The sequence below is a fragment of the Mesorhizobium sp. M6A.T.Ce.TU.002.03.1.1 genome (assembly GCF_003997275.1).
Classification (GTDB): Bacteria; Pseudomonadota; Alphaproteobacteria; order Rhizobiales; family Rhizobiaceae; genus Mesorhizobium; species Mesorhizobium mediterraneum.
Window position 1 is genome coordinate 1 of the sequence record NZ_RZTI01000034.1, and the last position, 23,021, is coordinate 23,021.

22 protein-coding genes and 1 riboswitch are annotated in these 23,021 nt (G+C 62.7%); of the genes, 19 read left to right on the forward strand and 3 right to left on the reverse strand.

The features are described 5' to 3' along the window. Positions 1–40: 40 nt before the first annotated feature. The 3 genes from cobW to EOC93_RS13170 form a co-directional block, all read right to left on the reverse strand. Positions 41–1,078: a cobalamin biosynthesis protein CobW gene (gene cobW / locus EOC93_RS13160; RefSeq protein ID WP_127204818.1), complete on the reverse strand. Its 1,038-nt coding sequence runs from the start codon at positions 1,076–1,078 to the stop codon at positions 41–43. Next, positions 1,075–1,509: a DUF1636 family protein gene (locus tag EOC93_RS13165; protein ID WP_127204819.1), complete on the reverse strand. Its 435-nt coding sequence runs from the start codon at positions 1,507–1,509 to the stop codon at positions 1,075–1,077. Before EOC93_RS13165 ends, cobW begins: the two co-directional genes overlap by 4 nt. A gap of 38 nt (positions 1,510–1,547) precedes the next feature. Continuing rightward, positions 1,548–1,752: riboswitch (cobalamin riboswitch) on the reverse strand. 29 nt (positions 1,753–1,781) lie between these two features. Next, entirely contained in the window at positions 1,782–2,981 is a 1,200-nt protein-coding gene (locus EOC93_RS13170; protein WP_127204820.1) for a winged helix-turn-helix domain-containing protein, read from the reverse strand. A gap of 335 nt (positions 2,982–3,316) precedes the next feature. Between EOC93_RS13170 and EOC93_RS13175 the strand changes: the two genes are divergently transcribed. The 19 genes from EOC93_RS13175 to EOC93_RS13265 all read left to right on the forward strand — a co-directional run bounded on the left by EOC93_RS13175 (position 3,317) and on the right by EOC93_RS13265 (position 22,649). Then, complete coding sequence (locus EOC93_RS13175) at positions 3,317–3,682, forward strand: NADH-quinone oxidoreductase subunit A (RefSeq protein WP_023798850.1); 366 nt, start codon at positions 3,317–3,319, stop codon at positions 3,680–3,682. Next, positions 3,673–4,254, forward strand: coding sequence for an NADH-quinone oxidoreductase subunit B (locus EOC93_RS13180; RefSeq protein WP_027156092.1), 582 nt, complete (start codon positions 3,673–3,675; stop codon positions 4,252–4,254). Before EOC93_RS13175 ends, EOC93_RS13180 begins: the two co-directional genes overlap by 10 nt. 8 nt (positions 4,255–4,262) lie before the next feature. Continuing rightward, positions 4,263–4,865, forward strand: a complete 603-nt coding sequence (locus tag EOC93_RS13185; RefSeq protein ID WP_127204840.1) for an NADH-quinone oxidoreductase subunit C — start codon at positions 4,263–4,265, stop codon at positions 4,863–4,865. Beyond that, the gene (locus EOC93_RS13190; protein ID WP_126106059.1) at positions 4,866–6,056 is read left to right on the forward strand and encodes an NADH-quinone oxidoreductase subunit D; all 1,191 of its coding nucleotides are present in this window, start codon (positions 4,866–4,868) and stop codon (positions 6,054–6,056) included. Next, complete coding sequence (locus EOC93_RS13195) at positions 6,057–7,355, forward strand: NADH-quinone oxidoreductase subunit E (RefSeq protein WP_127204821.1); 1,299 nt, start codon at positions 6,057–6,059, stop codon at positions 7,353–7,355. It begins immediately after the preceding gene. 10 nt (positions 7,356–7,365) lie between these two features. After that, positions 7,366–8,670: an NADH-quinone oxidoreductase subunit NuoF gene (gene nuoF, locus EOC93_RS13200; protein ID WP_127204822.1), complete on the forward strand. Its 1,305-nt coding sequence runs from the start codon at positions 7,366–7,368 to the stop codon at positions 8,668–8,670. 104 nt (positions 8,671–8,774) lie between these two features. Beyond that, positions 8,775–9,476 (forward strand): NADH-ubiquinone dehydrogenase, encoded by a 702-nt coding sequence (locus EOC93_RS13205; RefSeq protein WP_095483439.1) that lies wholly within the window; start codon positions 8,775–8,777, stop codon positions 9,474–9,476. A 72-nt stretch (positions 9,477–9,548) separates the two neighbouring features. Beyond that, positions 9,549–11,630, forward strand: coding sequence for an NADH-quinone oxidoreductase subunit NuoG (nuoG, locus tag EOC93_RS13210; protein WP_127204823.1), 2,082 nt, complete (start codon positions 9,549–9,551; stop codon positions 11,628–11,630). Positions 11,631–11,632: 2 nt separating this feature from the next. Then, the gene (gene nuoH, locus EOC93_RS13215) at positions 11,633–12,676 is read left to right on the forward strand and encodes an NADH-quinone oxidoreductase subunit NuoH (RefSeq protein ID WP_095483491.1); all 1,044 of its coding nucleotides are present in this window, start codon (positions 11,633–11,635) and stop codon (positions 12,674–12,676) included. Beyond that, positions 12,676–13,167: an NADH-quinone oxidoreductase subunit NuoI gene (gene nuoI / locus EOC93_RS13220; protein ID WP_095483441.1), complete on the forward strand. Its 492-nt coding sequence runs from the start codon at positions 12,676–12,678 to the stop codon at positions 13,165–13,167. Before nuoH ends, nuoI begins: the two co-directional genes overlap by 1 nt. Positions 13,168–13,399: 232 nt before the next feature. Then, positions 13,400–14,020, forward strand: coding sequence for an NADH-quinone oxidoreductase subunit J (locus EOC93_RS13225; RefSeq protein ID WP_095483442.1), 621 nt, complete (start codon positions 13,400–13,402; stop codon positions 14,018–14,020). Position 14,021: 1 nt separating this feature from the next. After that, on the forward strand, positions 14,022–14,330 hold the full coding sequence (gene nuoK, locus EOC93_RS13230) for an NADH-quinone oxidoreductase subunit NuoK (RefSeq protein ID WP_095483443.1): 309 nt from the start codon (positions 14,022–14,024) through the stop codon (positions 14,328–14,330). Between the two features lie 11 nt (positions 14,331–14,341). Next, positions 14,342–16,315: an NADH-quinone oxidoreductase subunit L gene (nuoL, locus tag EOC93_RS13235; protein ID WP_095483444.1), complete on the forward strand. Its 1,974-nt coding sequence runs from the start codon at positions 14,342–14,344 to the stop codon at positions 16,313–16,315. After that, positions 16,315–17,820 carry an NADH-quinone oxidoreductase subunit M gene (locus EOC93_RS13240; protein ID WP_127204824.1) on the forward strand — a complete coding sequence of 502 codons (1,506 nt, stop codon included), beginning with the start codon at positions 16,315–16,317 and terminating at the stop codon, positions 17,818–17,820. The genes nuoL and EOC93_RS13240 overlap by 1 nt, the downstream gene beginning before the upstream one ends. A gap of 18 nt (positions 17,821–17,838) precedes the next feature. Further along, on the forward strand, positions 17,839–19,275 hold the full coding sequence (gene nuoN / locus EOC93_RS13245; protein WP_095483446.1) for an NADH-quinone oxidoreductase subunit NuoN: 1,437 nt from the start codon (positions 17,839–17,841) through the stop codon (positions 19,273–19,275). A gap of 4 nt (positions 19,276–19,279) precedes the next feature. Next, positions 19,280–20,101: a biotin--[acetyl-CoA-carboxylase] ligase gene (locus EOC93_RS13250; protein ID WP_127204825.1), complete on the forward strand. Its 822-nt coding sequence runs from the start codon at positions 19,280–19,282 to the stop codon at positions 20,099–20,101. 50 nt (positions 20,102–20,151) lie between these two features. Continuing rightward, a complete protein-coding gene (locus EOC93_RS13255; RefSeq protein ID WP_127204826.1) occupies positions 20,152–21,822 on the forward strand; it encodes a ribonuclease J in 1,671 nt (556 codons plus the stop codon). 141 nt (positions 21,823–21,963) lie between these two features. Then, positions 21,964–22,368 carry a methylmalonyl-CoA epimerase gene (gene mce / locus EOC93_RS13260; protein ID WP_095483449.1) on the forward strand — a complete coding sequence of 135 codons (405 nt, stop codon included), beginning with the start codon at positions 21,964–21,966 and terminating at the stop codon, positions 22,366–22,368. Then, positions 22,365–22,649, forward strand: coding sequence for a DUF1467 family protein (locus EOC93_RS13265; protein WP_095483450.1), 285 nt, complete (start codon positions 22,365–22,367; stop codon positions 22,647–22,649). The genes mce and EOC93_RS13265 overlap by 4 nt, the downstream gene beginning before the upstream one ends. Positions 22,650–23,021: the final 372 nt, after the last annotated feature.

Genomic DNA, 23,021 nt, shown 5'->3' on the forward strand with positions numbered 1-23,021 from the left:
ATGTTGTGGTGAGGATGTGCATCGCGGCTCGTGCCTGAGGTCAGCCGGCGAGGATACGCTCGATTGCCGGGCGGTTCAGCCCTTTCAGGCCAATGACGACGAGGCGCGAGCGGCGGTCGTCGTCGGCGGTCCAGGCGCGGTCGTAATAGTGATTGACGCGCGGACCGACGGCCTGCAGCAACAGCCGCATCGGCTTGCCGCCGACCTCGACGAAACCCTTGACGCGCAAAACGTTTTCTTCCTCCGCCGCGGTGGCGACGCGCAAAGCCAGCTCATCGGGATTGGCGATCGACGGAATATCGATGACGAACGAGTCAAAATCGTCGTGCTCGTGGTCGAACTCGTCGTCGTGATGGGTCTTGCGGTTCTCGATGTCGTCCTCGACGGCAAGGCCGAGGCCGAGCAGCACAGACGGATCGACCTTGCCCTGCGAGGTCGGCACGATCTTGACGGCGCGCGCGGTGTGCTCGCCGATGATGGCATTGGCGCGGGCTGAGCCGGCGGCGTCCATCAGGTCGCTCTTCGACAATATGATCAGGTCGGCGCAAGCCAGTTGGTCCTCGAACACCTCCTCGACCGGATCGTCATGGTCGAGCGTCTCGTCCTGCGCGCGCTGCGCCTGCAGGGCGTCCATGTCGTTGGCGACGCGGCCATCAGCCAGCGCCGGTCCGTCGACGACGGCGATGACGCCGTCGACCGTCACCCGGCTCTTGACCGTCGGCCACTGGAAGGCCTGGACCAGCGGCTTGGGCAGAGCGAGGCCGGAGGTTTCGATCAGGATATGGTCGACCCTCGGCGTCAGCGACAGGATCTGATCGAGCGCCGGGACGAAATCATCGGCGACGGTGCAGCAGATGCAGCCATTGGCCAGCTCGACGATGTTCTCCTCCGGGCAGGTGTCGATGCCGCAGCCTCTCAGGATCTCGCCGTCGATGCCGATGTCGCCGAACTCGTTCACGATGATGGCCAGCCGCTTGCCCCCGGCGTTTTCGAGCAGATGGCGGATCAGCGTCGTCTTGCCGGCGCCGAGGAAGCCGGTGATGACGGTGCAGGGCACGCGGGAGACGGAAGCGTTCATATCTGGTCCTTCAAAAGGTCGAGGGGAGGGATGCGGGCGACGAGGCCGCGCTTCAGGCAATCGGGGCGGCCGCGCCATGGAATGAGGCCGTCGGTCGAGGTGGCGAAGAGCTTTGCGCCAGCGACGAGATCGGCGCCGCTTGTCGCGGTCAGGTCGCCGAAGACATAGCTCCAGCAGCCGTCGCGCAGGATCGCGGCGCTCAGCCGGCGCTTGCAGTTGCCTAGGCATTCGACGGTGCGGATACGGATATTTTCGCCGGAAGCGGCGCGGCGCGCGTCATCGGCAAGCAATTCGCCGGCGCGGGGATGGCCATCGGAGCCGGTCTCGTCACGGCAGGAGGCGCAGACGATCACGGTAACGCCGGCCAAGGCATCACTATCGCGGGACAATACGTCCGCTGTCTCAGCCGAAAAACTGCTGTCGCGTTTCAAATCAGGCTCCTTGCCCGGAAAACCCGCCAGGCGAATCGGATTCTTCTGTCTTAGACGGCAGGTCTCCTGGCTCGCGGGTCATCGCCTTGGTGCCGCCTTCCCGGGACCGTCCCAGTGGTTTTCGGCCTTGGCTCGTCGCTTACAGTTGCGGGGACAGCCGCGGATTTGAAATCGGAATTTCGCACCGCATTCCCTCTTGGCTCCTCCCTTTGCCGAGAGGAGACCGTCTGGACCGGATTTAGGCTTGTGGAGGCAGTCGTGTCAACGCACGTCTACGAGGCGGCAATGTTGGCGAGCGGTTGGCCCAGGTCACCCGCAGGCGTCACCTCGATGCGTTCCAGGCCGAGCCAGCCCTGCATCAGCTTCAATTCCTCGAAAAGCTTAGCAGCGGTTTGCGGCGGGGCGCCGGGCTCGGCATAGGCGGCATGGACGCGCAGCACGCCGGCGGGACGGTCGGCCTTGAGGTCGATGCGCGCCACGATCCTTTCGCCGAGCAGGAACGGCAGCACATAATAGCCGTACTGGCGCTTTTCGGCGGGGGTGTAGATCTCGATGCGATAGCGGAAGTCGAACAGCCTTTCCGTACGCGACCGCTCGAAGACAACCGGATCGAACGGGGCGAGCAGAGCGCGTGCCTCGATCTTGCGCGGAAAACGGGCGTCCTTGTGAAGATAGGCTGGTTTGTCCCAGCCTTCGACGCGAACCGGCAAAAGATCACCTGCCTCGACCAGCTCTTCGATGCGGCCCTTGATGTCGGCCGGAGAAAGTCGGAAATAGTCGCGCAGGTCGCCCGCTGTCGCGACGCCGTGGGCGCGGGCGGAGATGCGCAGCAATTCGCGATGCGCATCCTCAGGGGAGGGCACCGGCAAGCTGAGTATTGCCGGCGGCAGCACCCGTTCCGGCAGATCATAAAGCCGCTCGAAGCCACGACGTGATGCCGTGGTGATGCGGCCGGCCCAGAACAGCCATTCAAAAGCGTGCTTGGCGTCGCTCCAGCCCCACCAGCCGCCATTTCCCTTTTGGCCTTCGAGAGCCGATGCGGCGATCGGGCCGCGCGATACAACCTCGCGGTAAATGTCTTCAATGTAAGTGGTGCGTTCGCGCCCCCACTTGGCCAGCCCACTATACATTTCCTCGCCGCGCTCGGCCCGCTGCATGCGCCAGCGCATCAGCGGATAGGTTTGGACCGGCAGAAAGGAGGCTTCGTGCGCCCAATATTCGAAAACCAGGCGCTTGCGTGTCACGGCGGCATTGTCGAGCAGTGCAAGCGGGTAGGGGCCAAGTCGCGAATAGAGCGGCATATAGTGGGCACGCACCACTGCGCTGACGGAATCGATCTGCAGCAGGCCGGTGCGGGCAAGGACGCGGGCCAGATGGCGGCGATTGGGCGTGCCGTTCGGCCTGACATCGGTAAAGCCCTGTGCGGCAAGCGCGATGCGCCGGGCCATGGCGAGCGAGATTTTTTCCTTCATGCAGACGGCACTCTGTTGGCGTTCGACCAAAGGTTGGGGCGATGATTCCGCGCCATGCTAGCAGGGTTTTGGCGGCATCTATGTCAGGAGAGAAAAGTGGAGTAAAAAGTGAAGGAAATCAAACAGGAGCAGATCGGACCAGTTTATCCGGATATGCCGTCCAGCACCGTGTTTTGAACAAGGTTTGACTTGCTTCGCCGAAAGGCCTGCGCTAACCCTCGCCGCGTTGCAGCATAGAGCCCCCTAAAACGGTTCAGTGGTTAAACTGTCACGCTTCCGCAAGTGGGTCCGGTGCTGTAATCAGAGTGGATTGGCCGCCAACGGAAAGCCGCAGCATGAACGCGTTGTTGAGTTCGTACCTGCCCATCGTCCTGTTCATCGGCGTGGCGCTGGTCGTCGGCCTGGCGCTGCTTGCCGCACCCTTCCTGGTGGCCTACCGCAACCCCGATCCGGAAAAGCTTTCCGCCTATGAATGCGGTTTCAACTCGTTCGACGACGCCCGCATGAAGTTCGACATCCGCTTCTATCTGGTGTCGATCCTGTTCATCATCTTCGATCTGGAAGTGGCCTTCCTGTTTCCGTGGGCCGTGTCTTTCAGCCAGATCGGCATGCTCGGGTTCTGGTCGATGATGGTGTTTCTGGCGGTGCTGACCATCGGCTTTGCCTATGAATGGAAGAAAGGAGCGCTGGAATGGGATTGAGCGACAATTCCGGCACGCTCGTCGCGCCGAAGCCAAAAGGCATTCTCGACCCCAGCACCGGAAAGCCGGTGGGGGCGAATGATCCTTTCTTCCTCGAGATCAACAACGAGCTTGCCGACAAGGGTTTTCTCGTCACCTCGACCGAGGCGCTGATCACCTGGGCGCGCAGCGGCTCGCTGATGTTCATGACGTTTGGCCTCGCTTGCTGTGCGGTCGAGATGATCCATACCTCGATGCCGCGCTATGATAGCGAGCGCTTCGGCGTCGCACCGCGCGCGTCGCCGCGCCAGTCCGACATTATGATCGTCGCCGGCACGCTGACCAACAAGATGGCGCCGGCGTTGCGCAAGGTCTACGACCAGATGCCGGAGCCGCGCTACGTCATCTCGATGGGCTCCTGCGCCAATGGCGGCGGCTACTACCACTATTCCTATTCGGTTGTGCGCGGTTGCGACCGCGTCGTGCCGGTCGACATCTACGTGCCCGGCTGTCCGCCGAGCGCTGAAGCGCTGCTCTACGGCATCCTTCTGCTGCAAAAGAAGATCCGCCGCACCGGCACGATCGAACGGTGAGCGGGATGATGAACCTGTCGTTAAATGAACTCTCGACCTATCTGGGCGAGAAGCTGAGCGGCCGGATCGGCGATGCGGTGTTTGCCTATGGCGAACTCACCATCTCTGTCGAGCCGCACGATCTGATCGAGGTGGTAACCTTCCTGCGCGACGATAAAAACTGTCAGTTCATCTCGATCATCGACGTCTGCGGCGCCGATTATCCGTCGCGGGCCAAGCGCTTCGACGTCGTCTACCACCTGCTGTCGCCGAAGCAGAATATTCGCATCCGCATCAAGGTCCAGGCCGACGAGGAAACTGTGGTGCCGTCGATCACCGGCGTTTATCCCGGCGCCGACTGGTTCGAGCGCGAAACCTACGATCTCTATGGCGTGCTGTTTTCGGGCCATCCCGATCTCAGGCGGATTCTGACCGACTACGGCTTCGAGGGTCATCCGCTGCGCAAGGATTTCCCGCTGACCGGCTTCGTCGAGGTGCGCTATGACGACGAGGCCAAGCGGGTCATCTACGAGCCGGTGGAATTGAAGCAGGAATTCCGCAATTTCGATTTTCTGTCTCCGTGGGAAGGTACGGATTACGTGCTTCCGGGGGATGAGAAGGCAAAGCAGTAAATGGCTGAAACCTCCGTTCGCAACTTCAACATCAATTTCGGCCCGCAACATCCTGCGGCGCATGGCGTTTTGCGCCTCGTGCTGGAGCTCGATGGCGAAGTCGTCGATCGCGTCGATCCGCATATCGGGCTGTTGCATCGCGGCACTGAAAAGCTGATCGAAGCCAAAACCTACCTGCAGGCCGTGCCTTATCTCGACCGGCTCGACTATTGCGCGCCGATGAACCAGGAGCATGCCTTTGCGCTTGCCGCCGAGCGTCTGCTTGGCATCGAGGTGCCGAAGCGCGGCCAGCTGATCCGCGTGCTCTATTGCGAGATCGGCCGCATCATGTCGCACATTCTCAATGTGACGACGCAGGCGATGGATGTCGGCGCGCTGACGCCGCCTCTGTGGGGCTTCGTCGAGCGCGAAAAGCTGATGGTGTTCTATGAGCGGGCCAGCGGCTCGCGCATGCATGCGGCCTATTTCCGGCCCGGCGGCGTCCACCAGGACCTGCCGCAGAAGCTGGTCGAAGATATCGGCAGCTGGATCGATCCGTTCCTGAAATCGCTCGACGATCTCGACGCACTGCTGACCGGCAACCGCATCTTCAAGCAGCGCAATGTCGACATCGGCACCGTTTCGCTGGCCGATGCCTGGGCCTGGGGCTTTTCCGGCGTCATGGTGCGCGGATCCGGCGTCGCCTGGGATCTGCGCAAGTCGCAGCCCTATGAATGCTATGCCGAGATGGATTTTGACATTCCGATCGGCAAGAACGGCGACTGCTACGATCGTTACCTCGTGCGCATGGAAGAGATGCGCCAGTCGGCGAAAATCATGCGCCAGTGCGTCGACTTGCTGCTCGGCAAGGAAGGCGCAGGGCCGGTGTCGAACCTCGACGGCAAGGTGGTGCCGCCGAAGCGTGCGGCGATGAAGCGCTCGATGGAAGCGCTGATCCATCACTTCAAGCTCTACACCGAAGGCTATCGGGTGCCGGCGGGCGAGGTCTATGCGGCGGTCGAAGCGCCGAAGGGCGAGTTCGGCGTCTATCTCGTCTCGGACGGCACCAACAAGCCCTATCGCTGCAAGCTGCGCGCGCCCGGCTTCGCGCATCTGCAAGCCATGGACTTTTTGTGCCGTGGCCACATGCTGGCCGACGTCACCGCCGTCCTCGGCTCCCTCGACATCGTGTTTGGTGAGGTCGATCGATAAATGTCAGTCCGCCGTCTCGCAGAAGCCAGCCTCCAGCCAGCCTCCTTTGCCTTCAACCGGGCGAATGCGGCAGCGGCGAAGCAATGGATCAAGAAGTATCCGAAGGGCCGCGAGCAGTCGGCGATCATCCCCTTGCTGATGCTGGCGCAGGAGCAGGAAGGCTGGGTGACCAAGGCGGCGATCGAGACGATCTCCGATATGCTCGATATGCCCTATATCCGTGGGCTCGAAGTCGCGACTTTCTATACGCAGTATCAGCTCAATCCGGTCGGCACCCGCGCGCATATCCAGGTCTGCGGCACCACGCCCTGCATGCTGCGCGGCTCGGAAGCGCTGATGGATGTGTGCCGCTCGAAGATCCATCACGACCAGTTCCACACCAACGACAAGGGCACGCTGTCGTGGGAAGAGGTCGAATGCCTCGGCGCCTGCGTCAACGCGCCGATGGTGATGATTTTCAAGGACACGTTCGAGGACCTGACGCCGGAGCGGCTTGCCGAGATCATCGATCTCTACGATGCCGGCAAGGGCGCCTCGGTGACGCCGGGGCCGCAGAACGGCCGCATCACCTCAGAGCCGATCAGCGGTCTGACGACGCTGAAGAATGAAAAGGCAATCCTGAAGACGACACGCGACAGGGAAGCCAAGGCGGCGGCTAAGGCCGCGCAAGGTGCAGCGTCGACTGCCGCCGCGGTGCCGGCTCCGGTCGCGCAGGCACTGGCTGCCCCCGTTGCGCCATCGAAAGCCAGCAAGCCGAAGACCGATGCGCCTGAAACCAGCCCGGCGCTGAGATCGCCTTCGCCGACAAAGGTCGCACCAGAGACGGAAAAGGCGGCGAGCGTCGCCGCACCGCGGCATTCGGCGGCCAACGCCAACAAGGCCGCGCCGGAGGTCGAAAAGGTTTCGAAACAGCGTAGCGGTCCCATAATCAAGGTTGAGCCAGCCGCCGCTTTCAAGGCGCCGGAAGCCAAGGGCGCACAGCTCGGCGCAGCCGCCAAGCTGACCAAGCCTTCGCTCGAGGACAAGAACCGGCCGGCCGGCATCGCAAAGCCGGCACTGGTCGACGATCTCAAGCTGATCTCAGGCGTCGGCCCGAAGATCGAAGGCATCCTGCATTCGCTTGGCATCTTCACTTATGCGCAAGTCGCATCCTGGAAGAAGGCTGAGCGCGAATGGGTCGACGGCTATCTCAGCTTCCACGGCCGCATTCAGCGCGAAAACTGGGTCAAGCAGGCCAAGGCGCTCGCCAAGGGCGGGGTCGCCGAATATATCCGCGTCTTCGGCAAGAAGCCGGTCTGAGGAACGAACAATGCTTCAGGACAGAGACCGCATCTTCAACAACATCTACGGCCGCTTCGACAAGTCGCTGGCCGGCGCAATGGCGCGCGGCGCCTGGGACAACACGCCAGGCATCATCGCCAAGGGGCGCGACTGGATCGTCAACGAGATGAAGGCATCAGGCTTGCGCGGTCGCGGCGGCGCCGGCTTCCCGACCGGGCTGAAATGGTCGTTCATGCCCAAGCAGAGCGATGGCCGGCCGAGCTATCTCGTCGTCAACGCCGACGAATCCGAGCCTGGCACCTGTAAGGACCGCGACATATTGCGCCATGACCCGCACACGCTGGTCGAGGGCTGCCTGATTGCCGGCTTCGCCATGGGCGCGATCGCCGCCTACATCTATGTGCGCGGCGAGTTCATCCGCGAGCGCGAGGCGCTGCAGCGCGCCATCGACGAGGCCTATGAGGCCAAGCTGATCGGCAAGAACAACACGTCCGGCTACGACTTCGACATCTACATGCACCATGGCGCCGGCGCCTATATCTGCGGCGAGGAAACGGCGCTGCTCGAAAGCCTCGAAGGCAAGAAGGGCCAGCCGCGGCTGAAGCCGCCATTCCCGGCCAATGTCGGCCTCTATGGCTGCCCGACGACGGTCAACAATGTCGAGTCCATCGCGGTGGCGCCGACCATCCTGCGCCGCGGTGCGGCCTGGTTCTCGTCCTTCGGGCGGCCCAACAATGTCGGCACAAAGCTGTTCTGCATCTCCGGCCACGTCAACAATCCGTGCACCGTCGAAGAGGCGATGTCGATCCCGTTCCGCGAGCTGATCGAGACGCATTGCGGCGGCATTCGCGGCGGCTGGGACAATCTGCTGGCGGTCATTCCGGGCGGCGCTTCGGTGCCGCTGGTGCCGGCGGAGCAGATCATCGACGCGCCGATGGATTTCGATGCGCTGCGCGACCTGAAATCGGGCCTTGGCACGGCGGCTGTCATCGTCATGGACAAATCGACCGATATCGTGAAGGCGATCGCGCGGCTTTCCTACTTCTACAAGCACGAGAGCTGCGGCCAGTGCACGCCGTGCCGCGAAGGCACCGGCTGGATGTGGCGGGTGATGGAGCGGCTGGTGCGCGGCGAGGCGCAGAAGCGTGAGATCGACATGCTGCTCGACGTGACCAAGCAGGTCGAGGGCCATACGATCTGCGCGCTGGGCGATGCGGCGGCGTGGCCGATCCAGGGCCTGATGCGGCATTTCCGCGGCGAGGTGGAGCGGCGTATCGACGAGTTTTCGCGCAATGCGCACCGGGCAGAGCCGGTGATGGTGGCTGCGGAATAGAGAAGTTCGAAATACGGGCAAGCGCCCGATTTGAAATACGGGCGAATGCCCGATTTGAGGAAACAGGCTCGGGGCAAACGGAAGAAACGACTAGGAGATCACCAATGTCGCTGCATTCGAGACCCGATCATTTGATGCCAGATTTGGACCCGTTCGAGAAGATGAACCAGGACCTGACCAGGATGATGCCGAAGGAGATGGCGAGCGCCGTCAATCTCCTGGCGCACCCTGTCGCGGGTGCGGCAGCGATGTCGGCGCTCGGCTTCGGCCTTGCCAATCATGCCTTTGGGGTGTGGATGGGCGCGCTCTCGGGTGCCGCCGAGGCCTCGCAGCGCCTCTTCCAACCGATCGTCGACGATTTCGAGGCCAGGGTCGAACGCTTTTCAGAGACAGGGACGAACTCTTCGACCAAGGCGCGCGCGGCGACGAAAACCTTGATCGCCGAGGCGCAGTCCTTCGCCAGGGACGTAACCGATATAGCGGCAACTGCCACAGGCGATGCGCCGAACGTGGCGGATGCGAGCACCGTTGCGGGTGCCGCGCCAACCGGGTTGATGCCGGAGGATTTCAAGCAGCCCAAGGCCATGGATCGTCCGGCAAATCCGGCCGATCTCAAGGCGATATCGGGCATCGGGCCGAAGCTGGAGAAGGTGCTGAACGGCTTGGGCATCTGGACATATGGCCAGATCGCGGCATGGACGCCGGAAGAGATCGCCTGGGTCGACGATTATCTGTCGTTCAACGGCCGCATCGATCGCGACGACTGGCTTGGCCAGGCGGCGGCGCTGGCCGAGGCCAAACATTGAATTCAATACCGCGCGGTTTCGGCTGCGCCCGGAAAGAAAGATTGCGGAACGTCCGCAGGGGTTTGAGACGACATGGCAAAGCTCAAGGTCGACGGGAAAGAGATTACTGTACCCGACCATTACACGCTGCTGCAGGCGGCCGAGGACGCTGGCGCGGAAGTGCCGCGCTTCTGCTTCCATGAGCGGCTGTCGATCGCCGGCAATTGCCGCATGTGCCTGATCGAGGTGAAGGGCGGGCCGCCCAAGCCGCAGGCATCCTGTGCCATGGGCGTGCGCGACCTGCGCCCCGGCCCGAATGGCGAAACGCCGGAAATCTTCACCAACACGCCGATGGTCAAGAAGGCCAGGGAAGGCGTGATGGAATTCCTGCTGATCAACCATCCGCTGGATTGCCCGATCTGCGACCAGGGCGGCGAGTGCGACCTGCAAGACCAGGCGATGGCGTTCGGCGTCGATTCCTCGCGCTATCACGAGAACAAGCGGGCGGTCGAAGACAAGTATATCGGGCCGCTGGTCAAGACTATCATGAACCGCTGCATCCATTGCACGCGCTGCGTCCGCTTCGCCACGGAGATAGCCGGCATTTCCGAGCTCGGCCTGATCGGCCGCGGCGAGGACGCCGAGATCACCACCTATCTCGAAAGCGCGATGACCTCGGAACTGCAGGGCAACGTCATCGACCTTTGCCCGGTCGGTGCGCTGACCTCCAAACCCTACGCCTTCCAGGCGCGGCCATGGGAGCTGACCAAGACCGAATCCATCGATGTGATGGATGCCGTCGGCTCGGCGATCCGCGTCGATTCCAGAGGCCGCGAGGTGATGCGCATCCTGCCGCGCACCAACGAGGCGGTGAACGAGGAGTGGATTTCCGACAAGACCCGTTTCATCTGGGACGGCTTGCGCACGCAGCGCCTCGACCGGCCATACGTACGCAAGGACGGCAAGCTGACCCCGGCAAGCTGGGCCGAGGCTTTCTCCGCGATCAAGGAAGCGGTGTCGAACGCCGCACCCGACAAGATCGGTGCCATTGCAGGCGATCTCGCCGCCGTCGAGGAGATCTATGCGCTGAAGCTGCTGATGGCCTCGCTCGGCTCGAAGAACACCGACTGCCGCCAGGATGGCGCGGCGCTCGATCCGTCGCTCGGCCGGGCAAGCTATATCTTCAACCCGACCATCGAGGGCATCGAGCAGGCCGACGCGGTGCTGATCATCGGCGCCAATCCGCGCTTCGAGGCGTCCTTGCTCAACGCCCGCATCCGCAAGCGCTGGCGGGTCGGCAACCTGCCGGTCGGCGTCATCGGCGATGTCGGTGATACGCGCTACGACTATGAACAGCTCGGCGCCGGGCCGGAATCGCTGAAGGAACTGGCCGACGGCAATGGCAAGTTCTTCCAGGTGCTGAAGAAAGCGACGCACCCGCTGATCATAGTCGGCCAAGGCGCGCTGGCGCGCTCGGATGGCGCGGCCGTGCTCGGCCAGGCGGCCAAGCTTGCCATCGCCGTCAATGCCTCGAGAGCCGACTGGAACGGCTTTGCCGTGCTGCACACTGCGGCGGGCCGGGTCGGCGGTCTCGATGTCGGTTTCGTGCCGGGCGAGGGAGGCAAGAACGTCGCCGGCATGCTGGGCGAGACGGACGTGCTGTTCCTGCTCGGCGCCGACGAGATCGACATGGCCAAGACCGGCGACGCCTTCGTCGTCTATATCGGCACGCATGGTGACCAGGGCGCGCACCGCGCCGACGTCATCCTGCCGGGCGCCGCCTATACCGAAAAGTCGGGTACCTACGTCAACACCGAGGGCCGCGTGCAGCAGACCAACCGTGCCGGCTTCGCGCCAGGCGATGCGCGCGAGGACTGGGCGATCCTGCGGGCGCTGTCGGATGTGCTGGGCAAGAAGCTGCCGTTCGATTCGCTGCCGCAGCTTCGCGCAAAACTCTATTCGGAATACCCACATCTGGCCCGCATCGACCAGGTCGCGGCCGGCAACGCTGACGATATCGCCAACGTGGCGAAGCTCGGCGGGCGGCTAAATAAGGGCGCCTTCACCTCGCCGGTCAAGGATTTCTACCTGACCAACCCGATCGCGCGGGCTTCCGCCGTGATGGCGGAATGCTCGGCGCTGGCGAAAAACGGCTTCAGGCAGGCGGCGGAATAAGCATGGACACCTTCTTCTCCTTCTACGTGCTGCCGGCGCTGATCATCCTGTTGAAGTCGGTCGTGCTGATCGTCGTGCTGTTGATCTTCGTCGCCTACATCCTGTACGCGGACCGCAAGATCTGGGCGGCGGTGCAGTTGCGCCGCGGCCCGAACGTCGTCGGCCCATGGGGCACGCTGCAGGCTTTCGCCGACCTGCTGAAGTTCGTGTTCAAGGAGCCGGTGATTCCGTCCGGCGCCAACAAGGGCGTTTTTCTCCTGGCGCCGCTGGTGTCGGCCGTGCTGGCGATCTCGGCCTGGGCTGTCATTCCGGTCAACGAGGGCTGGGCGATCGCCAACGTCAATGTCGGCATCCTCTATGTCTTCGCCATCTCCTCGCTCGAGGTCTATGGCGTGATCATGGGCGGCTGGGCGTCCAACTCGAAATATCCGTTCCTCGGCGCGCTGCGCTCGGCGGCACAGATGGTGTCCTACGAAGTCTCGATCGGCTTTGTCATCGTCACCGTGCTGCTTTGCGTCGGCTCGCTCAACCTGTCCGATATCGTGCTGTCGCAGCAGGATGGGCTGGGGACGCGGGTTGGCCTGCCCAACACCTTCCTTGACTGGCATTGGCTGTCGCTGTTCCCGATGTTCGTCATCTTCTTCATCTCGGCGCTGGCCGAGACGAACCGTCCGCCCTTCGACCTTGTGGAAGCCGAATCGGAACTCGTCGCCGGCCATATGGTCGAATATTCGTCGACGCCGTTCCTGCTGTTCTTCCTCGGCGAATATGTCGCCATCGTGCTGATGTGCGCGCTGGCCACCATCCTGTTCCTCGGCGGCTGGCTGCCGCCCTTCGACTTCGCTCCCTTCACCTGGGTGCCGGGTCTGATCTGGTTCGTGCTCAAGGTCTGCCTGGTGTTCTTCATGATCTCGATGGTGAAGGCCTTCGTGCCGCGCTACCGCTACGACCAGCTGATGCGGCTTGGCTGGAAGGTCTTCCTACCGATCTCGCTGGCGATGGTGGTGATTGTCGCCGCGTTCCTCAAGATCACGGGGTTTGCGTGATGTCCGCTCTAGCCCAAGCCGCAAAGTCGCTGCTCCTGCAGGATTTCGTCAGCGCCTTCTTCCTGTCGATGCGCCAGTTCTTCGCGCCGAAGGAGACGATCAACTATCCGCACGAGAAGGGGCCGGTGAGCCCGCGCTTCCGCGGCGAGCATGCGCTGCGCCGCTATCCGAACGGCGAGGAACGCTGCATCGCTTGCAAATTGTGCGAGGCGATCTGCCCGGCGCAGGCCATCACCATCGAGGCCGGCCCGCGCCGCAATGACGGCACGCGCCGCACCGTGCGCTACGACATCGATATGGTGAAGTGTATCTATTGCGGCTTCTGCCAGGAGGCCTGCCCGGTCGACGCCATTGTCGAAGGGCCGAATTTCGAATTCGCGACCGAGACGCGCGAGGAACTTTATTACGACAAGGACAAGCTGCTGGCCAATGGCGACCGCTGGGAGCGCGAACTGGCGCGCAACCTCTCGCTGGATGCGCCGTACCGCTGACATTTGACGCATGGACGGGGCGAGCGGCCTCGTTCAGAGGATGATCCCGAAAAGTTGCAGACTTTTCGGACAAGATCCTCCTCCGGAATTGAAAGTGTCGCATGTTTTCTTTCGATCCGGGTCTTTCAACCCGATCGAAACATGCGATAGGAACACGAAACTTGCGACCGGAGGCGGTGGCAAACATCGAACAGGACGAGCGTCCTGTTTGGACAGAAACCCGGGGGAACCCATGCTGAACGGACTAGAGGCGGCCTTTTTCTACCTCTTCGCCTTTGTCGCGGTGGCGTCGGCGTTCATGGTCATTTCGGCGCGCAATCCCGTGCATTCGGTGCTGTTCCTGATCCTGACCTTCTTCAACGCCGCCGGCCTGTTCATGCTGACCGGCGCCGAGTTCCTGGCGATGATCCTGCTCGTCGTCTATGTCGGCGCGGTCATGGTGCTGTTCCTGTTCGTCGTCATGATGCTCGACGTCGATTTCGCCGAAATGAAGGAAGGCGCCCTGCAATACGCGCCGATCGGCGCGCTGGTCGGGCTGATCCTGGCGGCGGAGCTGATCGTCGTGCTCGGCGGCTATACGTTCGCGCCGCAGCTGGCCGCGACGGTCTCAAAGCCCATTCCGGACCTTGCCGCGCGCTCGAACACGGCAGCGCTCGGCGACATCCTCTATACCGACTACCTCTATTACTTCCAAATTGCGGGCCTCATACTGCTGGTCGCCATGATCGGCGCCATCGTGCTGACGCTGCGCCATAAACCGGGCGTCAAGCGGCAGTCGATCGCTGCCCAGGTCGGCCGCACGCCGGCGACTGGAATGGAAATCCGCAAGGTCAAGACGGGCGAAGGAATCTGAGATGACCGTCGGCATCGCACACTTTCTGACCGTATCGGCAATCCTGTTCACGCTCGGCGTGTTCGGCATTTTCCTCAACCGCAGGAACATCATCGTCATCCTGATGTCGATCGAGTTGATCCTGCTCGCGGTCAACATCAATTTCGTCGCCTTCTCGGCAGCGCTCGGCGATCTCGTCGGACAGGTATTCGCGTTGTTCGTGCTGACGGTCGCAGCGGCTGAAGCCGCGATCGGCCTCGCCATTCTCGTCGTCTTCTTCCGCAACCGCGGTTCGATCGCGGTCGAAGACGTGAACATGATGAAGGGTTGACGGAAACCACCATGTATCAGGCCATCGTCTTCCTTCCGCTGCTCGGCTTCCTGATCGTCGGCCTGTTCGGCACGTCGCTCGGCGCCAAGGCGTCCGAATACATCACCTCCGGCTTCCTGGTGATATCAGCCGTGCTGTCGTGGGTCGCCTTCTTCTCGGTCGGCTTCGGCGAGGGCGAGGTATTCACCGTGCCGGTGATGCGCTGGATCCAGTCGGGCGGGTTAGAGGCCGCATGGGCGCTCAGGATCGACACGCTGACGGTGGTGATGCTGGTCGTGGTCAACACGGTGTCGGCGCTGGTCCACATCTACTCGATCGGCTACATGCATCACGACCCGAACCGGCCGCGCTTCTTCGCCTATCTGTCGCTGTTCACCTTCGCCATGCTGATGCTGGTAACGGCCGACAACCTCGTGCAGATGTTCTTTGGCTGGGAAGGCGTCGGCCTCGCTTCCTACCTGCTGATCGGCTTCTGGTACAAGAAGCCGTCGGCCAATGCCGCCGCGATCAAGGCCTTCGTCGTCAATCGCATCGGCGATTTCGGCTTTGCGCTCGGCATCTTCGGCGTGTTCGTGCTGTTCGGCTCGGTCAATCTCGGCACCATCTTCGCCAATGCGGCGACGTTCATTCCGGCCGAAGGCGCCCCGCAAGGTGCTGCCGTGCTGACCTTCCTCGGCTATGCGCTCGACAAGCAGGCTGCGATGACCGTCGTCTGCCTGCTTTTGTTCATGGGTGCCATGGGCAAGTCGGCACAGGTGCCGTTGCACACCTGGCTGCCGGACGCCATGGAGGGCCCGACGCCGGTCTCGGCACTAATCCATGCCGCCACCATGGTGACGGCCGGCGTGTTCATGCTGGCGCGGCTGTCGCCGCTGTTCGAACTGTCGCATTCGGCGCTGATCGTGGTCACCTTCATCGGCGCCTTCACCGCCTTCTTCGCGGCGACCGTCGGCCTCGTCCAGAACGACATCAAGCGCGTCATCGCCTATTCGACCTGCTCACAACTCGGCTACATGTTCGTGGCGCTCGGCGTCGGCGCCTATGGCGCGGCGATCTTCCATCTGTTCACGCATGCCTTCTTCAAGGCGCTGCTGTTCCTCGGCTCGGGCTCGGTGATTCACGCCGTCTCCGACGAGCAGGACATGCGCAGGATGGGCGGGCTCAGGACGCTCATTCCGAAGACCTACTGGATGATGGTGATCGGCACGCTGGCGCTGACCGGCGTCGGCATTCCGGTGACGGTCATCGGCACCGCGGGGTTCTTCTCCAAGGACGCGATCATCGAAAGCGCCTTTGCCGCGCACAATCCGGTCGCCGGCCTTGCCTTCGTGCTGCTGGTCGTCGCCGCCTGCTTCACCAGCTTCTACTCCTGGCGGCTGATCTTCATGACTTTCCACGGCCAGCCGCGGGCGAGCCATGAGGTGATGCACCATGTCCATGAATCGCCGCCGGTCATGCTGGTGCCGCTGTTCATCCTGGCAGCGGGCGCGCTGTTCGCCGGCGTGATCTTCCATGGCGCCTTCATCGGCGAGGGCTATGCCGAGTTCTGGAAGGCGTCGCTGTTCACACTGCCGGAAAACCACATCCTGCACGACATCCATGAAGTGCCGTTGTGGGTGAAGCTGGCGCCGTTCATCGCCATGCTGATCGGCTTTGCGATTGCCTGGCAATTCTACATCCGCGCGCCGGAAATGCCGAAGAATTTGGCGGCGCAGCATCGCGGGCTCTACGCCTTCCTGCTCAACAAGTGGTATTTCGACGAACTTTTCGATCTCCTGTTCGTGCGGCCGGCAAAACGCCTCGGCCACTTCCTGTGGAAGACCGGTGACGGCACCGTAATCGACGGGCTGGGTCCGGACGGTATTTCGGCGCGCGTCGTCGACGTCACCAACCGGGTCGTCAAGCTGCAGACCGGCTACCTCTATCATTACGCCTTCGCCATGCTGATCGGCGTTGCCGCACTCGTCACCTGGATGATGCTCTGATGACCGCCTGGCCGATCCTGTCGCTGGTCACCTTCCTGCCGCTGGTTGGTGTGCTGCTCATCCTGTTCGTCCGCGACGACAGCGAGAATGCGCGCCGCAACATCCGCGCCATCGCGCTGTTGACGACCACGTTCACCTTCGTGATTTCGCTGTTCATCTGGACCGGCTTCGACAATTCGGAGCCTGGCTTCCAGTTTGTCGAGAAGTTTGCCTGGCTGGATTCCGGCATCTCGTACCATATGGGCGTCGACGGCATTTCCATGCTGTTCGTCATCCTGACCACCTTCCTGATGCCGCTCTGCATCCTGGCTTCGTGGGAATCGATCGAGAAGCGCGTCAAGGCCTACATGATAGCCTTCCTGTTGCTGGAGACGCTGATGATCGGCGTGTTCTGCGCGCTCGACATCGTTTTGTTCTACGTCTTCTTCGAAGCCGGCCTGATCCCGATGTTCATCATCATCGGCGTGTGGGGCGGCAAGCGGCGCGTCTATGCCTCGTTCAAATTCTTCCTCTACACGCTGGCCGGCTCGGTGCTGATGCTGCTCGCCATCATGGCGATGTTCTTCCAGTCCGGCACCACCGACATTCCGACGCTGCTGACGCACAACTTCCCGGCGACCATGCAGACATGGCTATGGCTTGCCTTCTTCGCATCCTTCGCCGTGAAGATGCCGATGTGGCCGGTGCACACCTGGTTGCCGGACGCCCATGTCGAGGCGCCGACGGCCGGTTCGGTGATCCTGGCCGCCATCCTGCTCAAGATGGGCGGATACGGCTTCCTGCGCTTCTCGCTGCCGATGTTTCCGATCGCCTCGGAGATGTTCGCGCCACTGGTCTTCGCGCTGTCCGTCGTCGCCATCATCTACACCTCGCTGGTGGCGCTGATGCAGGAGGACATGAAGAAGCTGATCGCCTATTCGTCGGTTGCCCATATGGGCTTCGTCACCATGGGCATCTTCGCGATGAACCAGGAAGGCGTCCAGGGGGCGATCTTCCAGATGCTGTCGCACGGCCTGGTCTCCGGCGCGCTGTTCCTCTGTGTCGGCGTCATCTACGACCGCATGCACACACGCGACATCGACGCCTATGGCGGGCTGGTCAACAACATGCCGAAATACGCCACCGTGTTCATGATCTTCACTATGGCCAATGTCGGCCTGCCCGGCACCAGCGGCTTCGTCGGCGAATTCCTGACCATGCTCGGCGTGTTCCGGGTCAACACCTGGGTGGCGTTCTTCGCCGCCACCGGCGTCGTCCTGTCGGCGGCCTATGCGCTCTGGCTCTATCGCCGGGTGATCTTCGGCGCGCTGACCAAGGACAGCTTGAAAAACCTGCTTGACCTGTCGGCGCGCGAGAAGGTGATCATCTATCCGCTGGTCGTGCTGGTCATCTTCTTCGGCGTCTACCCGGCGCCGGTCTTCGACGCGACGGCCGAATCGGTCAAGGCGCTCGTCACCAATGTCACCGCATCCATCAACACCGCGCAGACCGCGGCGGCGAACTGACTGAGAGGTTTGCGAACCATGACGCCGGACCTTCTCTCCAGCCTGTCGCTCTCGACACCAGAGCTGATCCTTGCCATCGGCGCCCTGGCGCTCCTGATGCTCGGCGCCTATTCGCGCGCCAACACCACCACAACGGTGAGCGGCCTTGCCGTCGCCGTCCTGGTGGTTGCCGGCGTCTGGACGATCTTTTCCACCGGGCAGGGCTACGCCTACGGCGAAGCCTTCGTCCAGGATCCCTTCGCCCGCTTCATGAAGGTGCTGGCGCTGATCGGGTCGGCGGTGACACTGGTCATGTCGATGCGCTTCGCCAAGGCGGAGCATTTCGACAAGTTCGAATATCCGGTGCTGATCCTGCTGTGCACGCTCGGCATGATGCTGATGATCTCGGCCAACGGCATGATCGGGCTTTATCTCGGCCTCGAATTGCAGTCGCTGGCGATCTACGTGCTGGCGGCGATCAACCGGGACAATCTGCGCTCGACCGAGGCGGGGTTGAAGTATTTCGTCCTCGGCGCGCTGTCGTCGGGCATGCTGCTTTACGGCATCAGCCTCGTCTATGGCTACACCGGCAACACCGGGTTCCAGGAAATCGCCACGGCGTTGGGCGGCGGCGAGCGGCAGCTTGGCCTCGTCTTCGGCCTGGTCTTCGTGCTGGCCGGCCTCGCCTTCAAGATATCGGCGGTGCCGTTCCACATGTGGACGCCCGACGTCTATGAAGGCGCGCCGACGCCGGTGACGGCCTTCCTCGCTGCGGCGCCGAAGATGGCGGCGATGGCGCTGATCGTGCGCGTCACCATGGGCGCGTTCAAGCCGATCGCCGCCGACTGGCAGCAGATCATCGTCTTCATCTCGATCGCCTCGATGGCGCTGGGCGCCTTCGCGGCCATCGGCCAGACCAATATCAAGCGCCTGATGGCCTATTCCTCGATCGGCCATATGGGCTACGCACTGGTCGGTCTCGCCGCCAACAGCCAGGCCGGCGTGCGCGGCGTCGCCATCTATATGCTGATCTATCTGGTGATGACGCTCGGCACCTTCGCCTTCATCCTCGCCATGCGGCGCAAGGAAGGCAATGTCGAGCAGATCAGCGATCTCGCCGGCCTGTCGTCGACCAATCCGATCATGGCGACGATCCTGACCATCCTGATGTTCTCTCTGGCCGGCATCCCGCCGCTCGCCGGCTTCTGGGGGAAGTGGTACGTGTTCCTCGCCGCCATCAACGCCAACCTCTACGCACTGGCGATCATCGGCGTGCTGGCCTCGGTGGTGGGCGCCTATTATTATCTGCGCATCATCAAGATCATGTGGTTCGACGAACCGGTCGGCGGCTTTGTGCCGATGGCGACCGAGCTTCGCGTCGTGCTCGGCGTCTGCGGCGCCTTCGTGCTGTTCTACGTGCTGATCGGCGGGCCGATCGGCACCTATGCCGAAGCCGCCGCCAAGACATTTTTCTGACGCGATGGCATTTCGGCTGGCTCCAACAGCGGCCTCGGAAGGGTTCCGGCTCGAGGCACATGACACGGTCGGTTCCACCAATGCGCTGGCGCTGGATCATGCGCGGGCCGGGGACCCGGGAAAGCTCTGGGTCGTTTCAAAAAAACAGGAAAGCGGGCGTGGCCGGCGCGGCCGGGTCTGGACGACGCCCGAGGGCAATCTGGCGGCGACGCTGCTTGTCGTCACCAACGCCGAGCTTCGCCTTGCCGCGACGCTCGGCTTCGTCGCCGGGCTGGCGCTGGCCGATGCGCTCGACGCCGTCGTGCCGAAGGGCAGGATCGCAATCGGCCTCGACGGCGGCAGCGATGGGAAGAACCGTTTCGAGCTCAAATGGCCGAACGATGTGCTCGCCTCCGGCGCCAAGCTTGCCGGCATCCTGCTGGAATCGGCGATACTCGAAGGCGATCGCTTCGCGGTGGCGGTGGGCATCGGTGTCAATGTTGTGGCTTATCCCAACGATTTGCCCTATCCCGCGACATCGCTTAGCGCGCTGGGTGCTGCTTGCGATGCCGAGACATTGTTTCTGGCGCTGTCGGATGCCTGGAGCGAGAATGCGCGGCTGTGGAACGAGGGGCGCGGGCTTTCCGCCGTCAGGCAGCGCTGGCTGGCGCGCGCGGCAGGGCTTGGCGGGCAGGTTGCTGTCAGAATTGACGGTAATGTGGTGCGCGGCACGTTCGAGACCATTGACGAGGACTGCCGTTTCGTGATCCGCGACGATGAGGGTTCGGTTCTGACGATCGCCGCCGGCGATGTGCATTTTGGCGCGGTCGCGTCGGCTCAGGTTTGACGGGCCTAGATTAGACGGGCCTGGTTTGACCGGCCAGGAAAGGAAAGATCATGGCGAAAGCTGAAAACGCCGAACTCGTCTTCGTGCCGCTCGGCGGCGTCGGCGAGATCGGCATGAACTTCGCCCTCTATGGCTACGGCCCGGCCAATGCGCGCGAATGGATTGTCGTCGATGTCGGCGTCACCTTTCCCGATGCCAGCCTGCCTGGCGTCGACCTGGTGCTGCCCGACACGCGCTTCATCGAGGAGAACATCGCCAATCTGCGCGGCATCGTCATCACGCACGCGCATGAGGACCATTACGGCGCGCTGCTCGACACATGGCCGAAGCTCAAGGCGCCGGTCTGGATGACGCCCTTCGGCGCCGGATTGCTGGAAGCCAAGCGGCAAGGCGAGCAGGGCGCACCGAAGATCCCGTTGACGATCTACCGGGCCGGCGAAAAATTCACCATCGGCCCGTTCGAGATCGAGGCGATTCCCGTCGCGCATTCTATTCCCGAACCGATGTCGCTGGCGATCACCTCGCCGGCCGGCACCGTCATCCACACCGGCGACTGGAAGATCGATCCGGCGCCGACGATCGGACCGATGACCGACGAGGCCCGCTTCCGCGCCTATGGCGACAAGGGCGTGCTGGCGCTGATCTGCGATTCCACCAATGCGCTGCGGGAAGGGGAGTCGCCGTCCGAAGTGGCGGTGGGCGAGGGCCTCAAGGGCGTCATCCAGAGCGCCAAGGGCCGTGTCGCGGTCACCACTTTTTCCTCCAATGTCGGGCGCATCGTCTCCATTGCCAAGGCGGCTAGGGATGCCGGCCGCCAGTGCCTGGTGCTTGGCCGCTCGCTGAAACGCGTCATCGATGTTGCCGGTGAGCTCGGCTACATGGACGGGCTGCCCGAATTCATCGCCGAGGAGGATTTTGGCTTCATCCCGCGTGAAAACCTCGTCATCATCTGCACCGGCAGCCAGGGCGAGCCGCTTGCGGCATTGGCGAAACTGTCGCGCGACGAGATGAAATCAGTGTCGCTGACAGCAGGCGACACGGTGGTGTTTTCCTCGCGCACCATTCCCGGCAACGAGAAGGGGATTCTCGAGATCAAGAACCGCCTGATCGATCTCGGCATCAAGATCATCGAGGACGGCGATGCGCTGGTGCATGTCTCCGGCCATCCACGCCGCAGCGAGTTGCGCAAGATGTATGAATGGGTGCGGCCGCAGATCGGCGTTCCCGTGCATGGCGAGGCGGCGCATCTGGTGGCGCAGGGCTCGCTGATGTCAACGTCGGGCATCGGCCAGGTGGCGCAGGTGCGCGACGGCGACATGCTGCGGCTCTATCCAGGTGCTGCCACGATCATCGACCAGGTGCCGTTCGGCCGCATCTACAAGGACGGCAGGCTGATCGGCACCGACCAGGCAATGGGCATTCGCGACCGGCGCAAGCTGTCCTTCGCCGGCCATGTCGCGGTCAATGTCGTGCTCGACGACAAATATGAACTCGCCGGCGATCCCGACCTGGTCGCCATCGGCGTCGCCGAGGCCGATGCGCGCGGCGAGAGCCTGGAAGACCTGATGATCGATGCGGCAATCGGCGCCGTGGACTCCATCCCCCGTCAGCGCCGAAAAGACCTCGACCTCGTGCAGGAGGCGGTGCGCCGCGCCGTCCGCGGCGCCGCCAACGAAGCCTGGGGCAAGAAGCCGCTGGTGACAGTGTTCGTCACGCGGTGACGAACAAGGGAGTAGGGGAGTAGGGCAGTAGGGCAGTAGGGAAAAATCGGATCGAGAAGTGCAGACCGTTTGCGCTCCTATTTCCTCCTCCCCTACTGCCCTACTGCCTTACTCCCCTACTCCCCTAACCTGGGAGCACCTATGCTCGGACGCCTGAACCATGTCGCGCTTGCCGTGCCGGATCTGGCCGCGGCGACAGCGGCCTATCGCGACACGCTCGGCGCTCGGGTGACCGCGCCGCAGGCGCTGCCGGAACATGGCGTGACGGTGGTGTTCGTCGATGTCGGCAACACCAAGATCGAATTGCTGGAGCCGCTCGGCGAGGGTTCGCCGATCGCGGCATTCCTCGAGAAGAACCCCTCGGGCGGCATGCATCATGTCTGTTATGAGGTTGACGACATTCTTGCCGCGCGTGATCACCTCAAGGCCAGCGGCGCCCGCGTCCTGGGCGACGGCAACCCGAAGACCGGCGCGCATGGCAAGCCGGTGCTGTTCCTGCATCCCAAGGATTTCTTCGGCACGCTGGTCGAACTGGAGCAAGCATGAGCTGGGTTTCGTTTATCGCCCTGTTCTTCATCACATGGTGGGTGGTGCTGTTCGCCGTCCTGCCGTTCAGCATGAGGACGCAGGACGAGGATCAGGACGTGACGCTGGGCACTGTACATAGCGCGCCTCGCGGACCGCATATGCTGCGCGCCGTGCTGCGGACGACGATCGTCACGATGGTTCTTCTTGGCATCTTCTATGGCATCACGAGGGGGCTCGGCCTCGGCATCGACGATATCCCGCACATCGTGCCGGATTTTAGCCAGAGCCCCAAGAGTTAGCATAACCGGCGACGCACTATTCGTCGCCCTGAACGCGAGCGCCGATGGGGGCAAAACAAAGCCGGCTTCCGGATCTGTTTTGCTGCCGCGAGGGCGCCACGCGCTCCAAGGGATTAGTATTTACGCGCGTCAATTTCTTGCTTTAGCGGCCGCGCACCTTCGGGCGACACATCTGGATAAAGCGATTTGGCAGTACGTCGTGCTAACCAAATGATTGCACAAAAAAAATGCAAGGCACAAGGCCTTGCAATTTAAACGCGTCCGATCTGTTTCCGGTGTCCGGCGGCAGCGAGTAACCGCGCCTAGATCGCATCCTCCCAAGACTTTGACCGCGTAGGAGGGCAGATTTCTTTCCGCCCTCTCGGTTATCGG

Excerpts from the sequence above, each read along its gene's own strand:
- nuoN (WP_095483446.1), top strand. The coding sequence starts at position 17,839 with ATGACGCCGGACCTTCTCTCCAGCCTGTCGCTCTCGACACCAGAGCTG.
- nuoF (WP_127204822.1), top strand. The coding sequence starts at position 7,366 with ATGCTTCAGGACAGAGACCGCATCTTCAACAACATCTACGGCCGCTTC.
- EOC93_RS13255 (WP_127204826.1), top strand. The coding sequence starts at position 20,152 with ATGGCGAAAGCTGAAAACGCCGAACTCGTCTTCGTGCCGCTCGGCGGC.
- nuoL (WP_095483444.1), top strand. The coding sequence starts at position 14,342 with ATGTATCAGGCCATCGTCTTCCTTCCGCTGCTCGGCTTCCTGATCGTC.
- EOC93_RS13225 (WP_095483442.1), top strand. The coding sequence starts at position 13,400 with ATGCTGAACGGACTAGAGGCGGCCTTTTTCTACCTCTTCGCCTTTGTC.
- EOC93_RS13180 (WP_027156092.1), top strand. The coding sequence starts at position 3,673 with ATGGGATTGAGCGACAATTCCGGCACGCTCGTCGCGCCGAAGCCAAAA.
- EOC93_RS13250 (WP_127204825.1), top strand. The coding sequence starts at position 19,280 with ATGGCATTTCGGCTGGCTCCAACAGCGGCCTCGGAAGGGTTCCGGCTC.
- nuoI (WP_095483441.1), top strand. The coding sequence starts at position 12,676 with ATGTCCGCTCTAGCCCAAGCCGCAAAGTCGCTGCTCCTGCAGGATTTC.
- nuoH (WP_095483491.1), top strand. The coding sequence starts at position 11,633 with ATGGACACCTTCTTCTCCTTCTACGTGCTGCCGGCGCTGATCATCCTG.
- EOC93_RS13240 (WP_127204824.1), top strand. The coding sequence starts at position 16,315 with ATGACCGCCTGGCCGATCCTGTCGCTGGTCACCTTCCTGCCGCTGGTT.
- EOC93_RS13185 (WP_127204840.1), top strand. The coding sequence starts at position 4,263 with ATGAACCTGTCGTTAAATGAACTCTCGACCTATCTGGGCGAGAAGCTG.
- EOC93_RS13190 (WP_126106059.1), top strand. The coding sequence starts at position 4,866 with ATGGCTGAAACCTCCGTTCGCAACTTCAACATCAATTTCGGCCCGCAA.
- mce (WP_095483449.1), top strand. The coding sequence starts at position 21,964 with ATGCTCGGACGCCTGAACCATGTCGCGCTTGCCGTGCCGGATCTGGCC.
- nuoG (WP_127204823.1), top strand. The coding sequence starts at position 9,549 with ATGGCAAAGCTCAAGGTCGACGGGAAAGAGATTACTGTACCCGACCAT.
- EOC93_RS13205 (WP_095483439.1), top strand. The coding sequence starts at position 8,775 with ATGTCGCTGCATTCGAGACCCGATCATTTGATGCCAGATTTGGACCCG.
- EOC93_RS13195 (WP_127204821.1), top strand. The coding sequence starts at position 6,057 with ATGTCAGTCCGCCGTCTCGCAGAAGCCAGCCTCCAGCCAGCCTCCTTT.
- EOC93_RS13265 (WP_095483450.1), top strand. The coding sequence starts at position 22,365 with ATGAGCTGGGTTTCGTTTATCGCCCTGTTCTTCATCACATGGTGGGTG.
- cobW (WP_127204818.1), bottom strand. The coding sequence starts at position 1,078 with ATGAACGCTTCCGTCTCCCGCGTGCCCTGCACCGTCATCACCGGCTTC.
- EOC93_RS13175 (WP_023798850.1), top strand. The coding sequence starts at position 3,317 with ATGAACGCGTTGTTGAGTTCGTACCTGCCCATCGTCCTGTTCATCGGC.
- EOC93_RS13170 (WP_127204820.1), bottom strand. The coding sequence starts at position 2,981 with ATGAAGGAAAAAATCTCGCTCGCCATGGCCCGGCGCATCGCGCTTGCC.
- nuoK (WP_095483443.1), top strand. The coding sequence starts at position 14,022 with ATGACCGTCGGCATCGCACACTTTCTGACCGTATCGGCAATCCTGTTC.